Genomic DNA, 15,004 nt, shown 5'->3' on the forward strand with positions numbered 1-15,004 from the left:
TTCTATTATAAAATCTCTGCTGAATAATTAGATTCCGCACTTTCACCTGCCTTAGATAGCAACCATAACGCTACTATATGTTTAATCGCACAAATCATTAACTATAGAAATAATTGTTTATCATCACTCTGTTTACCCCACACCGCTCTCAGACTACACTGGACGCGCTTTTCAGACAGAGGTGGTAATGAACGATTATAAAATGACGCCAGGCGAGCTTCGTGCCACCTGGGGTTTGGGGACGGTTTTTTCGCTGCGTATGCTCGGCATGTTTATGGTCCTGCCGGTACTGACGACATACGGCATGGCGTTACAGGGAGCAAGCGAGGCGCTGATTGGTCTTGCCATCGGTATTTACGGCCTGGCGCAGGCAATATTCCAGATCCCCTTCGGCCTGCTCTCCGATCGCGTGGGTCGCAAACCGTTAATCGTCGGCGGGCTACTGGTCTTCGTCGCCGGTAGCGTGATAGCCGCGCTCTCCCACTCCATCTGGGGAATTATTCTCGGCCGTGCGTTGCAGGGCTCCGGCGCCATTGCCGCCGCCGTGATGGCGCTGCTCTCCGATCTGACCCGCGAACAGAACCGCACCAAGGCGATGGCCTTTATTGGCGTCAGCTTCGGCGTGACCTTTGCCATCGCGATGGTGCTGGGGCCGATCGTTACCCATGCACTTGGGCTCCATGCGTTGTTCTGGATGATCGCCGTGCTGGCGACCGTCGGTATCGCCCTGACGATCTGGGTGGTGCCGGACAGCAAAAACCATGTGCTGAACCGTGAATCGGGAATGGTTAAAGGCTGCTTCAGCAAAGTGCTGGTTGAGCCGCGCCTGCTCAAGCTCAACTTTGGCATCATGTGTCTGCATATTCTGCTGATGTCCACCTTCGTCGCCCTGCCCGGTCAGCTTGCGGCAGCCGGTTTCCCGGCGGCCGAGCACTGGAAAATCTACCTGGTCACCATGCTCATCTCGTTTGTCTCCGTGGTGCCATTTATTATCTATGCCGAAGTGAAGCGCCGGATGAAGCGCGTCTTCATTTCCTGCGTCGCCCTGTTGTTGATTGCGGAAATCGTATTGTGGGGGTCAGGTCCGCACTTCTGGGAGCTGGTTGCCGGCGTACAACTCTTCTTTCTGGCCTTCAACCTGATGGAAGCCCTGCTGCCGTCGCTGATCAGCAAAGAGTCACCGGCAGGCTATAAAGGCACGGCAATGGGGATCTACTCCACCAGCCAGTTTATCGGCGTGGCCATCGGCGGAGCGCTGGGCGGCTGGGTCGATGGAGTGTTTGATTCTCAGACCGTTTTCCTGGCGGGTGCGCTGCTGGCAACGCTTTGGTTACTGGTCGCCAGTACCATGAAAGAGCCGCGGTACGTCAGTAGTCTGCGGGTGGAAATTCCGCAGGATGTCGCGGTGGACGAACAGCTAAAACAGCGTCTTGAAGCAAAAGAGGGTGTCAGTGAGGTATTACTGGTGCCGGAAGAGCGCAGTTTGTATGTCAAAATCGACAGTAAAATAACTAACCGCTTCGAAGTTGAGCAGGCGCTGAAAGCCTGAAAAAAAGCCCGGCTCTGCCGGGCTTTTTCTTAATCGCGGAAGTTTTTGAACTGGAACGGCTGGCCGAGATTGCCGCCACGCACCAGCGCCATCACGCCCTGCAGATCGTCGCGGGATTTCCCGGTAACGCGGATCTCTTCGCCCTGGATTTGCGCCTGTACCTTCAGCTTGCTGTCTTTGATGAGCTTAACGATTTTCTTCTGCGTCGCGCTCTCAATACCCTGCTTCAGTTTGGCTTCAACAAACCAGGTTTTCCCGCTGTGAACGAAGGTTTCCGGCACGTCGAGGGAGGTCCCTTCGATACCACGCTTCAGCAGCTTGGCACGCAGAATGTCCAGCAGCTGCGTTACCTGGAAATCAGATTCGCTCAGTATCTTGATGGTCTTATTCGCGTCGTTCAGCTCAAATGAGGCCTCAACGCCACGAAAATCGAAACGAGATTCAACCTCGCGGCTGGCGTTGTCCACGCCGTTACGTACTTCCTGGATATCAACTTCGGAAACAATATCGAAAGATGGCATCTTTTCTTCTCCCTTCACTTTTGTTGCGTTGCATAATACCCGCTACGGGGCATAACTCAACAGAAGCTTAGTTGTCGACGCTATACTAAATGCTGTAACACCTGGCGCAGTTGCAGGTGAGGAGGAACGATGAAAATTACCGTGCTCGGATGCGGAGCATTGGGACAACTTTGGCTCACCGCACTTTGCAAACATGGGCATGAAGTACAGGGCTGGCTGCGCGTGCCACAACCCTATTGCAGTGTAAACCTGATTGAAGAAGACGGGAGTATCTTTAACGAATCTCTCACCGCTAACGATCCTGATTTTCTCGCAAAAAGCGATCTGCTGCTGGTCACCCTGAAAGCCTGGCAGGTTTCCGATGCCGTCCGGGCGCTGGCAACCACCCTCCCCCGCACCTCACCAATTATGTTGCTGCACAACGGTATGGGCACCATTGAAGAGCTCAGACACATTCCCCAGCCGCTGCTGATGGCGATCACCACCCACGCAGCCCGCCGTGATGGCAACGTGATTGTTCATGTCGCCAGCGGTATGACCCACATCGGCCCTGCCAGAGCCCAGGAGGGCGACTACAGTTATCTGGCGGATCGCTTCCAGCAGGTGCTGCCGGATGTCGCCTGGCACGATAACATTCGTCCCCAGATGTGGCGCAAGCTGGCGGTAAATTGTGTGATCAACCCGCTCACCGCCCTGCTGAACTGCCCGAATGGCGAACTGAAAAATCATCCAGAGGAAGTGGCGACGCTGTGCGCCGAAGTGGCTGCGGTGGTGGAACGGGAAGGCATTCACACGTCGGAAGAGGATATCCGCTATTACGTTGAAGAGGTCATTGAGAGCACCGCGCATAATATCTCCTCAATGCTGCAGGACATCCGCGCGCTGCGCCATACCGAAATTGACTACATCACCGGCTACCTGCTAAAACGCGCCCGGGCGCACGGTATTAGCGTGCCGGAAAACGTCCATCTTTATGAACAGGTTAAACGTAAGGAGAGTGAGTATGAGCGCGTCGGCACTGGTATGCCTCGCCCCTGGTAGCGAAGAGACCGAAGCGGTCACCACCATCGATCTGCTGGTTCGCGCCGGGATTAGCGTCACGACGGCGAGCGTCGCCAGCGATGGCAACCTGGTTATTACCTGCTCGCGTGGGGTGAAGATCGTAGCAGATGCGCCGCTGGTGGAGGTCGCCGACGGCGATTACGACGCGATCGTCCTGCCGGGTGGCCTGAAAGGAGCGGAATGTTTCCGCGACAGCCCGCTGCTGGTCGAGACGGTCAGGCAGTTCCACCATTCCGGGCGAATCGTTGCGGCCATCTGTGCGGCAGCGGCCACGGTGCTGGTGCCGCATAACATCTTCCCCATCGGCAATATGACCGGTTTCCCGACCCTCAAGGATAAAATCCCTGAAGAGCAGTGGGTGGACAAACGTATGGTCTGGGATCCGCGAGTGAACCTGTTAACCAGCCAGGGGCCGGGCACGTCGATTGATTTTGCGCTGAAGATTATCGAACTGCTGGTTGGGCGAGAAAAAGCGTATGAAGTCGCGTCGTCCCTGGTGATGGCGGCAGGCATTTATAACTATTACGAAGCGTAGGAATTGCCCGGCAGCGCTACGCTTGCCGGGCCTACGCGATTTATGTAGGCCGGGTAAGGCGTATCCGCCACCCGGCTTAACAACTACGGACGATACACCTTCACATTGGTGAAACCCTGCTCGCGCAGATAGAGCGCCTGCAGGCGGCTCATCACCCCGCGCTCACACCACAGCAGATAGGTTTTGCTCTTGTCGAGATCGCCAAATTTGGTGCTCAGCTTGTAGAACGGCAGCGAGGCCACTTCCACACCCTCCGGCTCAAACGGCTTCGCGTCCTGCTCATCGACGGAGCGAATATCCAGCAGCACGTCATTCGGGCCGAAACCGTTAACGGTCTCCACTTCGACTACTTCCTGCTCGGTCTGCTGGGCGATTTCGCGGATATCAATGTTAGAGGCTTCCTCCACCACTTTATCCAGAATGGAGAAATCGAAGTTCTCCTCTTCCGCTTCGATCTTCGCCTTCACCGCTTTAACCGTCGGGCTTTTAGAGATCACGCCGCAGTATTCCGGCATGGTGCGGGCAAAGTCTTCGGTGCCGATTTCACGCGCCAGGTCGATGATGTGCTCTTTATCGTGAGAGATCAGCGGACGCAGGATCAGCGTGTCGGATACGTTGTCGATAAGACGCAGGTTGGTCAGGGTCTGGCTGGAAACCTGACCCAGCGCTTCGCCGGTAACCAGCGCCTGCACGCCATAACGCTCAGCCACTTTCGACGCCGCGCGCACCATCATGCGCTTCAGCACCACGCCCATCTGGCCGTCGTCCACTTTTTCGAGGATTTCGCCAACCACCGGTTCGAAGTTAATGGCAACAAAACGCACGCGGTGGGAGCTGCCGAAGCGGTTCCAGAGATAATGCGCAACCTGACGCACGCCAATTTCATGCGCAGCGCCGCCGAGGTTAAAGAAGCAGTAATGCACGCGGCAGCCGCGACGCATCAGCATATAGCTGGAAACGCCGGAGTCGAAACCGCCGGAAATGAGCGACAGCACGTCTTCCTGGGTGCCAATCGGGAAACCACCGATCCCTTCGTAGCGGCCCTTCACCAGCAGCAGACGGTCGTTTTCGATCTCCAGATTAACGGTCACTTCCGGGTTGGTCAGACGCACGCGCGCGGACTCAACGTGCTGGTTCAGCCCACCGCCGACGTAACGTTCTACTTCAATGGAGCTAAACTCATGTTTACCGCGACGCTTGGCGCGCACGCAGAAGGTTTTGCCCTCGATCTGGTCGCGATACTGGGCCAGCGCCTGTTCAAAAATGTCGTGCAGGGAAGTGAACGGGACATCTTCCACTTCCAGAATATGGTGGATCCCGGGGATTCGGGTTAAAGCATCACGAATGTCCAGGCGCTTGTTTTCATCTTTAGCGCGGACTTCAACGTGATCCCAGTGACGCACGACGGCGAGGGTCTCGTCGTAATGCTTCAGAACGTTACGAATGTTCCCGGTTAAAATTTTAATAAAGCGCAAACGCACAGATTGGCTTTTGATGGTGATTTCAGGGAACAATTTAATGATAAACTTCATGGCGGCAATGTTTCTTTGGCAAGCATTTAAGCTTGTAATGGAAAAGTAAGCAGCCCACATCCGCGGCTGCATCCAGGCGCGCAAGTATACCACCATCGCGCGCCTCCTGTGCACATTGCGCGTTATTTGATAATTACCCTGAGTCCGATACCATGTCAGGGATAAAAAAACAGAGAGTCAGATATTCACTATGCCGAAGAAAAACGATGCACCTGCCAGTTTCGAAACTGCGCTGAGTGAACTGGAGCAAATCGTTACCCGTCTGGAAAGCGGCGATCTGCCGTTAGAAGAGGCGCTTAATGAATTCGAACGCGGCGTACAGCTGGCGCGCCAGGGCCAGGTTAAGCTGCAACAGGCGGAACAGCGCGTGCAGATCCTGCTTTCCGATAACGAAGACGCTGCCACAACCCCCTTCACCCCGGATGCCGAGTAGATGGATTTTTCGAACCAGCTTCAGGCGTGCGTCGAGCGTGCTAACGACGCACTGCGCCGTTTTATAGAACCCCAGCCTTTTCAGAACACTCCACTGGTTGAGGCCATGCACTATGGCGCACTGTTAGGCGGTAAACGCCTGCGTCCTTTTCTGGTATATGCCACCGGCGGGATGTTCGGTATCAGCGCCGATACGCTGGATGCCCCGGCCGCTGCGGTCGAGTGTATCCACGCCTATTCGCTGATCCATGACGATCTGCCGGCCATGGACGACGACGACCTGCGCCGCGGCCAGCCGACCTGCCACATTAAGTTTGGCGAAGCGAACGCTATTCTGGCTGGCGACGCCCTGCAAACCCTGGCGTTTTCAATTCTGAGCGATGCACCGATGGTTGAAGTGGCGGATCGCGACCGTCTGGCGATGGTTTCCGAGCTGGCGATGGCCAGCGGCGTCGCGGGCATGTGCGGCGGTCAGGCGCTGGATCTGGAGGCGGAAGGTCGTCAGGTTAATCTGGAACAGCTGGAGCGTATTCACCGTCACAAGACCGGGGCGCTGATCCGCGCAGCCGTTCGTCTGGGGGCGCTGAGCGCGGGTGAGCGAGGACGTAAAGCCCTGCCCGTTCTGGATCGTTATGCCGAAAGTATCGGTTTAGCCTTCCAGGTTCAGGATGACATTCTGGATGTCGTGGGCGATACTGCAACATTGGGTAAACGTCAGGGTGCCGACCAGCAGCTTGGCAAAAGTACCTATCCCGCCCTTCTGGGCCTTGAGCAAGCCCAACAAAAAGCCCGGGACCTGATTGCTGAAGCCCGCCAGTCGCTCGAACAACTGGCCGCGCAGTCACTGGACACCTCGGCACTGGAAGCGCTAGCGGACTATATAATCCAGCGTGATAAATAACGAAAACACCACGATGAGTCTCTGATGAGTTTTGATATTGCCAAATACCCGACACTGGCGTTGGTTGACTCCACCCAGGAGTTACGTCTGTTGCCGAAAGAGAGCCTGCCGAAGCTGTGCGACGAACTGCGTCGCTATCTGCTCGACAGCGTAAGCCGCTCCAGCGGCCATTTCGCCTCCGGGCTTGGCACGGTGGAGCTCACCGTGGCGCTGCATTATGTCTACAACACCCCGTTCGATCAGCTGATCTGGGACGTGGGTCATCAGGCTTATCCACACAAAATTCTCACCGGTCGTCGCGATAAAATTGGCACGATTCGCCAGAAAGGCGGCCTGCATCCGTTCCCGTGGCGGGGCGAAAGCGAGTACGACGTGCTGAGCGTTGGGCACTCCTCCACCTCGATTTCCGCCGGGATCGGAGTAGCCGTCGCGGCTGCCAAAGAGGGCAAACAGCGCCGCACCGTCTGCGTGATTGGCGATGGCGCAATCACCGCCGGGATGGCCTTTGAGGCGATGAACCACGCGGGCGATATCAAGCCGGATATGCTGGTGGTCCTCAATGACAACGAAATGTCGATTTCCGAAAACGTCGGGGCGCTGAACAATCACCTGGCAAATCTGCTCTCCGGTAAGCTGTACTCCAGCCTGCGCGAAGGCGGCAAAAAAGTGCTCTCCGGCGTACCGCCAATCAAAGAGCTGTTGCGTCGCACCGAAGAGCACATTAAAGGCATGGTGGTTCCCGGCACGCTGTTTGAAGAGCTGGGCTTTAACTACATCGGCCCGGTAGATGGCCACGACGTTCTGGGCCTGGTCAGCACGCTGAAAAACATGCGCGATCTGAAAGGCCCGCAGTTCCTGCACATCATGACCAAAAAAGGTCGTGGCTATGAACCTGCAGAAAAAGATCCGATCACCTTCCACGCGGTACCGAAGTTCGACCCAACCAGCGGCTGTCTGCCGAAAAGCAGCGGCGGCATGCCGAGCTACTCAAAAATCTTCGGCGACTGGCTGTGTGAAACCGCCGCCAAAGACAGCAAGCTGATGGCCGTGACCCCGGCGATGCGTGAAGGCTCCGGTATGGTCGAGTTTTCCAGAAAGTATCCGACCCAGTATTTTGATGTCGCTATCGCCGAACAGCATGCGGTGACCTTTGCTGCGGGCCTGGCGATTGGCGGCTACAAGCCGGTGGTGGCGATCTACTCCACCTTCCTGCAACGCGCCTACGACCAGGTTATCCACGACGTCGCGATCCAGAAACTGCCGGTGCTGTTCGCCATTGACCGTGCGGGCATTGTCGGCGCCGACGGCCAGACGCACCAGGGGGCGTTCGATCTCTCTTATCTGCGCTGTATCCCGGATATGGTGGTCATGACCCCGAGCGACGAAAACGAATGCCGTCAGATGCTGTTCACCGGTTACCACTATCAGGATGGCCCGACCGCCGTACGTTATCCGCGCGGTAACGCCGTTGGCGTGACCCTCGAGCCGCTGGCGAAACTGCCGATTGGCAAAGGCGTTGTCAAACGACGCGGCGAAAAGCTGGCGATCCTCAACTTCGGTACGCTGATGCCGGAAGCGGCAACAGTGGCGGAATCCCTGAACGCGACGCTGGTGGATATGCGTTTTGTGAAACCGCTCGATGAAGCGCTGATTCTGGAGATGGCATCAGAGCATGAAGCGCTGATCACCCTTGAAGAGAATGCGATTATGGGTGGCGCAGGCAGCGGCGTGAACGAAGTGCTGATGGCCAAACGCAAAGTCGTGCCGGTGCTGAATCTCGGCCTGCCGGACCACTTTATCCCGCAGGGTACCCAGGACGAAGCCCGCGCCGAAATCGGCCTGGATGCTGCTGGTATCGAAGCCCGCATCGCCGCCTGGCTGGCATAATCCCTCCCCTTTCCGCTCCTGCTATGCTTAACGGTACGTTTTAAGTAATCAGCAGGAGTGGAACCATGCAATACAATACATTAGGAAGAACCGATCTTAAGGTTTCCCGTCTTTGCCTGGGCTGTATGACCTTTGGCGAACCGGACCGGGGTAAGCACGCCTGGACGCTGCCGGAAGAGAGCAGCCGTCCGATTATCAAACACGCCCTTGAAGGCGGCATTAACTTCTTTGATACCGCTAACAGCTATTCCGACGGCAGCAGCGAAGAGATCGTCGGCCGGGCGCTACGCGAATTTGCCCGCCGCGAGGACGTGGTGGTCGCCACCAAGGTTTACCATCAGACGGGGGATCTGCCGGAAGGTCTCTCCCGGCCGCAGATCCTGCGCTCCATCGACGACAGCCTGCGTCGCCTGAATATGGATTATGTCGATCTGCTGCAGATCCACCGCTGGGATTACAACACCCCGATTGAAGAGACTCTGGAAGCGCTGAACGACGTAGTCAGAGCAGGCAAAGCGCGCTATATCGGCGCCTCATCGATGCATGCCGCCCAGTTTGCCGAAGCGCTGGCACTGCAGGAACAACACGGCTGGGCGCCGTTTGTCACCATGCAGGATCACTACAACCTGATCTACCGTGAAGAAGAACGCGAGATGCTGCCCCTGTGCTACCAGCACGGCGTAGCGGTGATCCCGTGGAGTCCGCTGGCGCGCGGGCGTTTGACCCGTCCATGGGGCGAAACTACGGCCCGCTCGGTGTCCGACGAATTTGGCAAAACGCTGTATGACGAAACCGAAGCCAACAACGCGCAAATCGCCGAGCGTTTAGCGGGAGTTGCCGAGGATCTCGGAGTGACGCGCGCCCAGGTGGCGCTGGCGTGGGTGCTGAGCAAAAGGGGAGTGGCAGCGCCGATTATCGGCGCTTCGCGTGAAGAGCAGCTGGATGAGCTGATCAACGCCGTGGATATCACTCTGACGCCGGAGCAGATTGCCGAGCTGGAGACGCCGTACAAACAGCATCCGGTAGTTGGGTTTAAGTAATAAAAAAGCCGGGTGGCGGCTTCGCCTTACCCGGCCTACAAATTTGCACTCGCCGTAGGCCGGGTAAGCGCAGCGCCACCCGGCAACACAGGTCAAGCGAAGTGATCGTACCCTTTCCAGTCGAGCGTCACTGGCTCGCCGTTCTGCACAAACTGCAGCCCTTCGCTTTCCGGCATGATCTGCCCGATACAGGTGTACCGCGCCCCCAGATTGGCTAACGCCACATCCAGCGTTCCGCGATTAAGCTCAGGAACGGTAAAGCACAGCTCATAATCTTCGCCGCCGGAGAGCGCCCAGCGTAAGGCGCGCTCTGGCTCGACATGCCTGCGCATCGCCTCTGAGAGCGGGAATTCGTTCAGATCGACTCGCGCGCCAACGCCGCTGGACTTGAGGATATGCCCGAGATCGGAGATCAGGCCATCCGACAGATCGATGGCAGCGCTGGCGCGATCGCGCAGCGCCTGCCCCTGCAAAATACGCGGCGTCGGGCGCAGATGACGTTGCAGGAAATAGGCCGCGTCATCGTCGTTTTCCACCACGAATTGCTTCTGCAAAATGGCCAGTCCTGCCGCGCTATCGCCCGGCGTACCGGTCACGTAGATCCAGTCGCCGGGCTTCGCGCCAGAGCGTTTCAGCGCGCGCCCTGCCGGCACGTAGCCGTGGATCGCCAGCGTCATCGACAGCGGTCCGGCGGTGGTATCGCCACCGATCAACTGCATATCGTAGTAATTAAGCTGTTCAAACAGCGCGTCGCTGAAGGCCTCAAGCCAGCTTTCATCGACCTTCGGCAGGGTCAGCGCGAGGGTTAACCACGCCGGATCGGCTCCCATTGCCGCCAGATCGCTCAGGTTCACCGCCAGCGCTTTATACGCCAGATCGGCAGGATCGATATCCGGCAGAAAATGGTGGCCGCACACTAAGGTGTCGGTGCTGATTGCCAGCGTCTGTTTATCGGGAATATTGAGAAGTGCACAGTCGTCGCCGATGCCGGTTTCCACATCGCGACGCGAGCTTCTGACTCGGTCAAAATAACGGGCAATCAGGGAAAATTCGCCGCATGCCATACGTTATGCCTCAGCAAAGAAAATAAAAAAACCGGAGCCCGCACCGCCCGAGGGGCAGTACGACACTCCGGCTTGCGGATCACTTTTTACGGGGACGGATCGCAGGTGCAGCTTTATCCAGCACGCCATTCACAAACTTGTGGCTGTCTTCAGCACCGAAGGTTTTCGCCAGTTCGATCGCTTCGTTGATGGCCACTTTGTACGGCACATCGTCACGTTTAGACAGCTCAAAGAGTGCGATACGCAGCACCGCTTTTTCAACCTGGCCCAGCTCTTCGAGCAGACGGGACAGGTACGGTTTCATCAGACCATCGAGATACGCGCTATTAGTCGCCACTCCCGACAGCAGTTCACGGAAGTACACGACGTCAACGTCTTTGACGTCTTGTTCCGCCAGGAACTGGTATTCAACATCAGCGATGTCGTTCTGGGACAACTGCCAGGAGTAAAGTGCCTGAACGGCACATTCACGGGCGCGGCGACGAGCAGCAGGTTTCACGGAATTCCCCTTACAAAAAAATCAGGCCTTGATGGCTTTCAATACATTGATCATTTCAAGCGCGGTCAGTGCAGCTTCTGCACCTTTGTTACCGGCTTTGGTGCCAGCACGTTCGATGGCTTGTTCAATACTTTCAGTGGTGAGTACGCCGAACGCGACAGGAATTTCTGCATCCTGAGCCACGTGCGCCAGACCGTTGCTTGCGCCACCCGCAACATATTCAAAGTGCGCGGTACCGCCACGAATCACCGTACCCAGCGCGATTACCGCATCGTACTTGCCGGTTTTCGCCAGTGCGCCCGCTGCCAGTGGCAGTTCGTAAGCACCCGGAACCCAGACAACGGTAATGTTTTCGTCTTTCACCTGGCCGATACGTTTCAGGGCGTCAATCGCGCCATCCAGCAGGCTGTCGTTGATGAAGTTGTTGAAACGCGCAATGGTGATGGCGACGCGAGCGTCCGGGGTAGCAACGGCTGCTTCAATAATGTTCATACTCTTCCTTAACGGGTTCATTTGGTGGCCCCGCAGGGGGGCGGATTTTATCATAATATTTTGCGCACTGCTTCCCTATTTAGGCAAGCCTTACGCGGTGGTCAGGTGGAGGCAGACATCCGGTCCAACCGGACGTATCTCGCTGAAGTTAAATGCCGGTGCATCCGCCAGTTTTTCCAGCCCGGGCAAGGTGCATAAGCCGCGGGCGTCGCTGCCTAACAGTTTAGGTGCCAGATAGACGATCAGCTCATCCACCAGCCCGGCCTGCAACAGCGCGCCGGCAAGCGTCGGGCCAGCTTCAACCCAGATACTGTTGATCTGCTGTTTGCCCAGCAGCATCATCAGCACCACGAGATCGAGATGCCCGTTATGCTCAGGCACCATAATGCTGCGCACGCCTTCCGGCCAGCTGCGGTCATCCTGCTGGGTGCGGGCAAACCAGGTTTCACCCGGCTGCTGCACAATGCGATGCGCAGGGGTGACGCTGTTCTGCCGGTCGACCACAATGCGCAGCGGCTGGCGTAAATTCTCCTGCGGATAGAGCGCCTGGGTATCAGCGTTCAGCTCATCCCAGCGCACGGTCAGGGCAGGATCGTCCGCCAGCACGGTAGCACTGCTGGTGAGAATAGCATGGCTTTGCGCGCGCAGACGTTGCACATCGCGCCTTGCCTGCGGCGACGTGATCCACTGGCTTTCGCCGCTGGCCATTGCCGTGCGGCCATCCAGCGACGCGCCGAGTTTCAGCTGCACGTAAGGAAAACCGGTCCGCATCCGCTTGAGGAAGCCTTTGTTCAGGCGTTCGGCTTCACTCATCATCAGGCCGTGGCTGACATCGATTCCGGCCTCCTGAAGGCGGTAAAGACCGCGACCGGCCACCTGAGGATTAGGATCCTGCATTGCCGCTACCACCCGTGAAACGCCCGCGGCGATAAGGGCATCGCAGCACGGCGGGGTGCGGCCATGATGGCTGCAGGGCTCCAGCGTGACGTAGGCGGTTGCGCCCCGCGCCTTCTCTCCTGCCATGCGCAGGGCGTGCACTTCGGCATGCGGTTCGCCGGCGCGATAGTGAAAACCTTCCCCGACGATCTCGCCATCTTTCACAATGACGCAGCCGACATTCGGATTGGGATGGGTGGTAAACCGCCCGCGCTGCGCCAGCTTCAGCGCTCGCGCCATGTAAATCTCATCCTGCATGGGCTTAATCCTGTAGGCGGGCGATCTCTTCGCCGAACTCTTTGATGTCTTCGAAACTGCGGTAAACGGAGGCAAAGCGGATATAGGCCACTTTATCGAGCTTTTTAAGCTGCTCCATCACCAGGTTGCCGATCATCTTACTCGGCACTTCGCGTTCGCCGGTGGCGCGCAGCTGGGTTTTGATGTGGTTAAGCGCCATTTCAACGTCATCTGCGCTCACTGGCCGTTTTTCCAGTGCCTTGAGCATCCCGCTACGCAGTTTCTCTTCGTTGAACGGTTCGCGAACGTCGTTACTTTTCACCACGCGCGGCATCACCAGCTCTGCCACTTCAAAGGTCGTAAAACGTTCATTACACACCAGGCACTGCCGACGGCGGCGCACGGACGAGCCCTCTCCCACGAGTCGGGAGTCGATTACTTTGGTATCCACGGCGAGACAGAATGGGCAATGCATACGGTGTCCTGACTATCGGGTTGACTGAACTCTATTTTACCCCGAACTGGCCCCACAACAAAGAAGGAGCGTTTTTGAGATAAAGGATCTATACGAATGGCAGCCTGGTTGACTACCCTTAGCAGAATCCGATAATTCAGGGAAATAATTGCCATGACAAGACGTTACCTGAGGATCCTGCTGGTGGGAAGCCTCTTTAGCCTCAGCGCCTGCGCGCAGCAAAGCGAAGTTCGTCAGATGAACCAGAGCATCAGTTCGCTGAATACGACCATGAACAAGCTCAACCAGGAAACCGTCAAAATCACCCAGCAGAACGCGCTGAACGCCAAATCGACCAGCGGCGTCTATCTGCTTCCGGGCTCGAATACGCCAGCCCGGCTGAACAGCCAGATTGGTACGCTGAAGATGTCGATGGTCAACGTCGCGCCAAATGCCGACGGCACCCGCGCCACGCTGCGCATTCAGGGAGAATCTAACGACCCGCTGCCGGCCTTCAGCGCCACCGTGGAGTGGGGCCAGATTCAGGGCACCACCGACAGCTTCCAGGAACAGAACGTGCAGACCCAGCTGATTAACGCCCCTGCCAGCGTGCTGGCACCGAGCGATGTCGACATTCCGCTACAGCTAAACGGCATGACGCCGGATCAGCTCGGCTTTATCCGCATTCACGATATTCAGCCCGTCCAGCAATAATCCCCCAGCGGAACGTGTTTCGCGTTCCGCTCTCCTCTGAAGTGTAAACATTGGCAACAAAGATGTTTGCCATTACAATCCGCTTCGTCAAAAATACGCAAACGTGAACGCAATCGATTACGTATGTGAGAGAACTGTGAAACAACACATATTTTTGTGAGCAAGGATTCCTATAATAGGCTCCCAGAAACACGAAATATTTAGAAACGCAATTCGCGCCTTTTTCACTCCCGTTAGGGATTTCAAATCAGTGGCATCATTATGAAAAAAACATTACTGGCAGCCGGTGCAGCGCTGGCCCTCTCTTCTACTTTTACTGTGCAGGCAGCAGAAAACGACAAACCAGAGTACGTTTCCGACTGGTGGCACCAGAGCGTTAACGTCGTCGGCAGCTATCACACCCGTTTTGGACCACAGATCCGTAACGATACCTACCTGGAATACGAAGCCTTTGCCAAGAAAGACTGGTTTGATTTCTATGGTTACATGGATGCGCCGGTCTTCTTCGGTGGTAACACTGACGCGAAAGGTATCTGGAACCACGGTTCCCCACTGTTCATGGAGATTGAACCGCGCTTCTCTATCGACAAGCTGACCGGCACCAGCCTGGCGTTTGGTCCGTTTAAAGAGTGGTACTTCGCGAACAACTACATCTACGACATGGGCCGCAACAAGTCCGGTCGTCAGAGCACCTGGTATATGGGTCTGGGTACCGACATCGACACCGGTCTGCCGATGAGCCTGTCCATGAACGTTTATGCCAAATACCAGTGGCAGAACTACGGCGCAGCGAACGAAAACGAGTGGGATGGCTACCGTTTCAAAGTGAAATACTTTGTGCCGATCACCCAGCTGTGGGGCGGCAACCTGAGCTACATCGGCTTCACCAACTTTGACTGGGGTTCAGACCTGGGCGACAACGACTTCCGTGACCTGAACGGTAAGAAAGCGCGTACCAACGACTCTATCGCGTCCAGCCACATTCTGGCCCTGAACTACGATCACTGGCACTACTCTGTTGTTGCCCGTTACTGGCACAACGGTGGTCAGTGGAACGACGACGCAAGCCTGAACTTCGGCGACGGTGACTTCAGCGTTCGCTCTACCGGCTGGGGTGGTTACCTGGTTGTGGGTTATAACTTCTAACCT

General features: G+C 56.7%; 16 protein-coding genes. 9 read left to right on the forward strand and 7 right to left on the reverse strand.

Translation table 11 applies throughout. The features are described 5' to 3' along the window. The first annotated feature begins 187 nt into the window (after positions 1–187). Complete coding sequence (locus FFB58_RS18260) at positions 188–1,549, forward strand: MFS transporter (protein WP_039032370.1); 1,362 nt, start codon at positions 188–190, stop codon at positions 1,547–1,549. Positions 1,550–1,578: 29 nt separating this feature from the next. Here the strand turns inward: FFB58_RS18260 and FFB58_RS18265 are convergent, their stop codons facing one another. After that, positions 1,579–2,070 carry a YajQ family cyclic di-GMP-binding protein gene (locus tag FFB58_RS18265; protein ID WP_039032369.1) on the reverse strand — a complete coding sequence of 164 codons (492 nt, stop codon included), beginning with the start codon at positions 2,068–2,070 and terminating at the stop codon, positions 1,579–1,581. A 129-nt stretch (positions 2,071–2,199) separates the two neighbouring features. Here FFB58_RS18265 and panE point away from each other — a divergent pair, with 129 nt between their 5' ends. Both panE and yajL read left to right on the forward strand, forming a co-directional pair. Further along, positions 2,200–3,111, forward strand: a complete 912-nt coding sequence (gene panE / locus FFB58_RS18270; protein WP_039032368.1) for a 2-dehydropantoate 2-reductase — start codon at positions 2,200–2,202, stop codon at positions 3,109–3,111. Continuing rightward, a complete protein-coding gene (yajL, locus tag FFB58_RS18275) occupies positions 3,074–3,667 on the forward strand; it encodes a protein deglycase YajL (protein WP_039032367.1) in 594 nt (197 codons plus the stop codon). The genes panE and yajL overlap by 38 nt, the downstream gene beginning before the upstream one ends. Before the next feature lie 83 nt (positions 3,668–3,750). On the opposite strand, the gene thiI is transcribed toward yajL, so the two are convergent. Beyond that, on the reverse strand, positions 3,751–5,199 hold the full coding sequence (thiI, locus tag FFB58_RS18280; RefSeq protein WP_039032429.1) for a tRNA uracil 4-sulfurtransferase ThiI: 1,449 nt from the start codon (positions 5,197–5,199) through the stop codon (positions 3,751–3,753). Between the two features lie 190 nt (positions 5,200–5,389). Here thiI and xseB point away from each other — a divergent pair, with 190 nt between their 5' ends. The 4 genes from xseB (at position 5,390) to FFB58_RS18300 (ending at position 9,459) form a co-directional block, all read left to right on the forward strand. Beyond that, positions 5,390–5,632, forward strand: coding sequence for an exodeoxyribonuclease VII small subunit (xseB, locus tag FFB58_RS18285; RefSeq protein WP_032616819.1), 243 nt, complete (start codon positions 5,390–5,392; stop codon positions 5,630–5,632). Next, positions 5,633–6,532, forward strand: a complete 900-nt coding sequence (gene ispA / locus FFB58_RS18290; protein ID WP_039032366.1) for a (2E,6E)-farnesyl diphosphate synthase — start codon at positions 5,633–5,635, stop codon at positions 6,530–6,532. It begins immediately after the preceding gene. Between the two features lie 24 nt (positions 6,533–6,556). Further along, positions 6,557–8,419: a 1-deoxy-D-xylulose-5-phosphate synthase gene (dxs, locus tag FFB58_RS18295; protein ID WP_138370624.1), complete on the forward strand. Its 1,863-nt coding sequence runs from the start codon at positions 6,557–6,559 to the stop codon at positions 8,417–8,419. Positions 8,420–8,484: 65 nt separating this feature from the next. Further along, on the forward strand, positions 8,485–9,459 hold the full coding sequence (locus tag FFB58_RS18300; RefSeq protein WP_138370625.1) for an aldo/keto reductase: 975 nt from the start codon (positions 8,485–8,487) through the stop codon (positions 9,457–9,459). A 92-nt stretch (positions 9,460–9,551) separates the two neighbouring features. Here FFB58_RS18300 and thiL read toward each other — a convergent pair whose 3' ends face one another. The 5 genes from thiL to nrdR form a co-directional block, all read right to left on the reverse strand. Beyond that, the gene (thiL, locus tag FFB58_RS18305) at positions 9,552–10,523 is read right to left on the reverse strand and encodes a thiamine-phosphate kinase (RefSeq protein WP_138370626.1); all 972 of its coding nucleotides are present in this window, start codon (positions 10,521–10,523) and stop codon (positions 9,552–9,554) included. Positions 10,524–10,602: 79 nt separating this feature from the next. Continuing rightward, positions 10,603–11,022 carry a transcription antitermination factor NusB gene (gene nusB, locus FFB58_RS18310; protein ID WP_032616814.1) on the reverse strand — a complete coding sequence of 140 codons (420 nt, stop codon included), beginning with the start codon at positions 11,020–11,022 and terminating at the stop codon, positions 10,603–10,605. A 21-nt stretch (positions 11,023–11,043) separates the two neighbouring features. Beyond that, positions 11,044–11,514, reverse strand: coding sequence for a 6,7-dimethyl-8-ribityllumazine synthase (ribE, locus tag FFB58_RS18315; protein WP_039032362.1), 471 nt, complete (start codon positions 11,512–11,514; stop codon positions 11,044–11,046). A 90-nt stretch (positions 11,515–11,604) separates the two neighbouring features. After that, positions 11,605–12,708, reverse strand: a complete 1,104-nt coding sequence (ribD, locus tag FFB58_RS18320; RefSeq protein ID WP_138370627.1) for a bifunctional diaminohydroxyphosphoribosylaminopyrimidine deaminase/5-amino-6-(5-phosphoribosylamino)uracil reductase RibD — start codon at positions 12,706–12,708, stop codon at positions 11,605–11,607. A 4-nt stretch (positions 12,709–12,712) separates the two neighbouring features. Further along, on the reverse strand, positions 12,713–13,162 hold the full coding sequence (gene nrdR, locus FFB58_RS18325; protein WP_032616812.1) for a transcriptional regulator NrdR: 450 nt from the start codon (positions 13,160–13,162) through the stop codon (positions 12,713–12,715). 153 nt (positions 13,163–13,315) lie between these two features. On the opposite strand from nrdR, the gene FFB58_RS18335 reads away from it, so the two are divergent. Next, positions 13,316–13,855: a DUF3251 domain-containing protein gene (locus tag FFB58_RS18335; protein WP_039032360.1), complete on the forward strand. Its 540-nt coding sequence runs from the start codon at positions 13,316–13,318 to the stop codon at positions 13,853–13,855. A gap of 261 nt (positions 13,856–14,116) precedes the next feature. Further along, positions 14,117–15,001: a nucleoside-specific channel-forming protein Tsx gene (locus FFB58_RS18340; protein ID WP_138370628.1), complete on the forward strand. Its 885-nt coding sequence runs from the start codon at positions 14,117–14,119 to the stop codon at positions 14,999–15,001. Positions 15,002–15,004 lie beyond the last annotated feature (3 nt).

It is taken from the genome of Enterobacter sp. MF024 (assembly GCF_005843915.1).
Classification (GTDB): domain Bacteria; phylum Pseudomonadota; class Gammaproteobacteria; order Enterobacterales; family Enterobacteriaceae; genus Enterobacter; species Enterobacter barmai.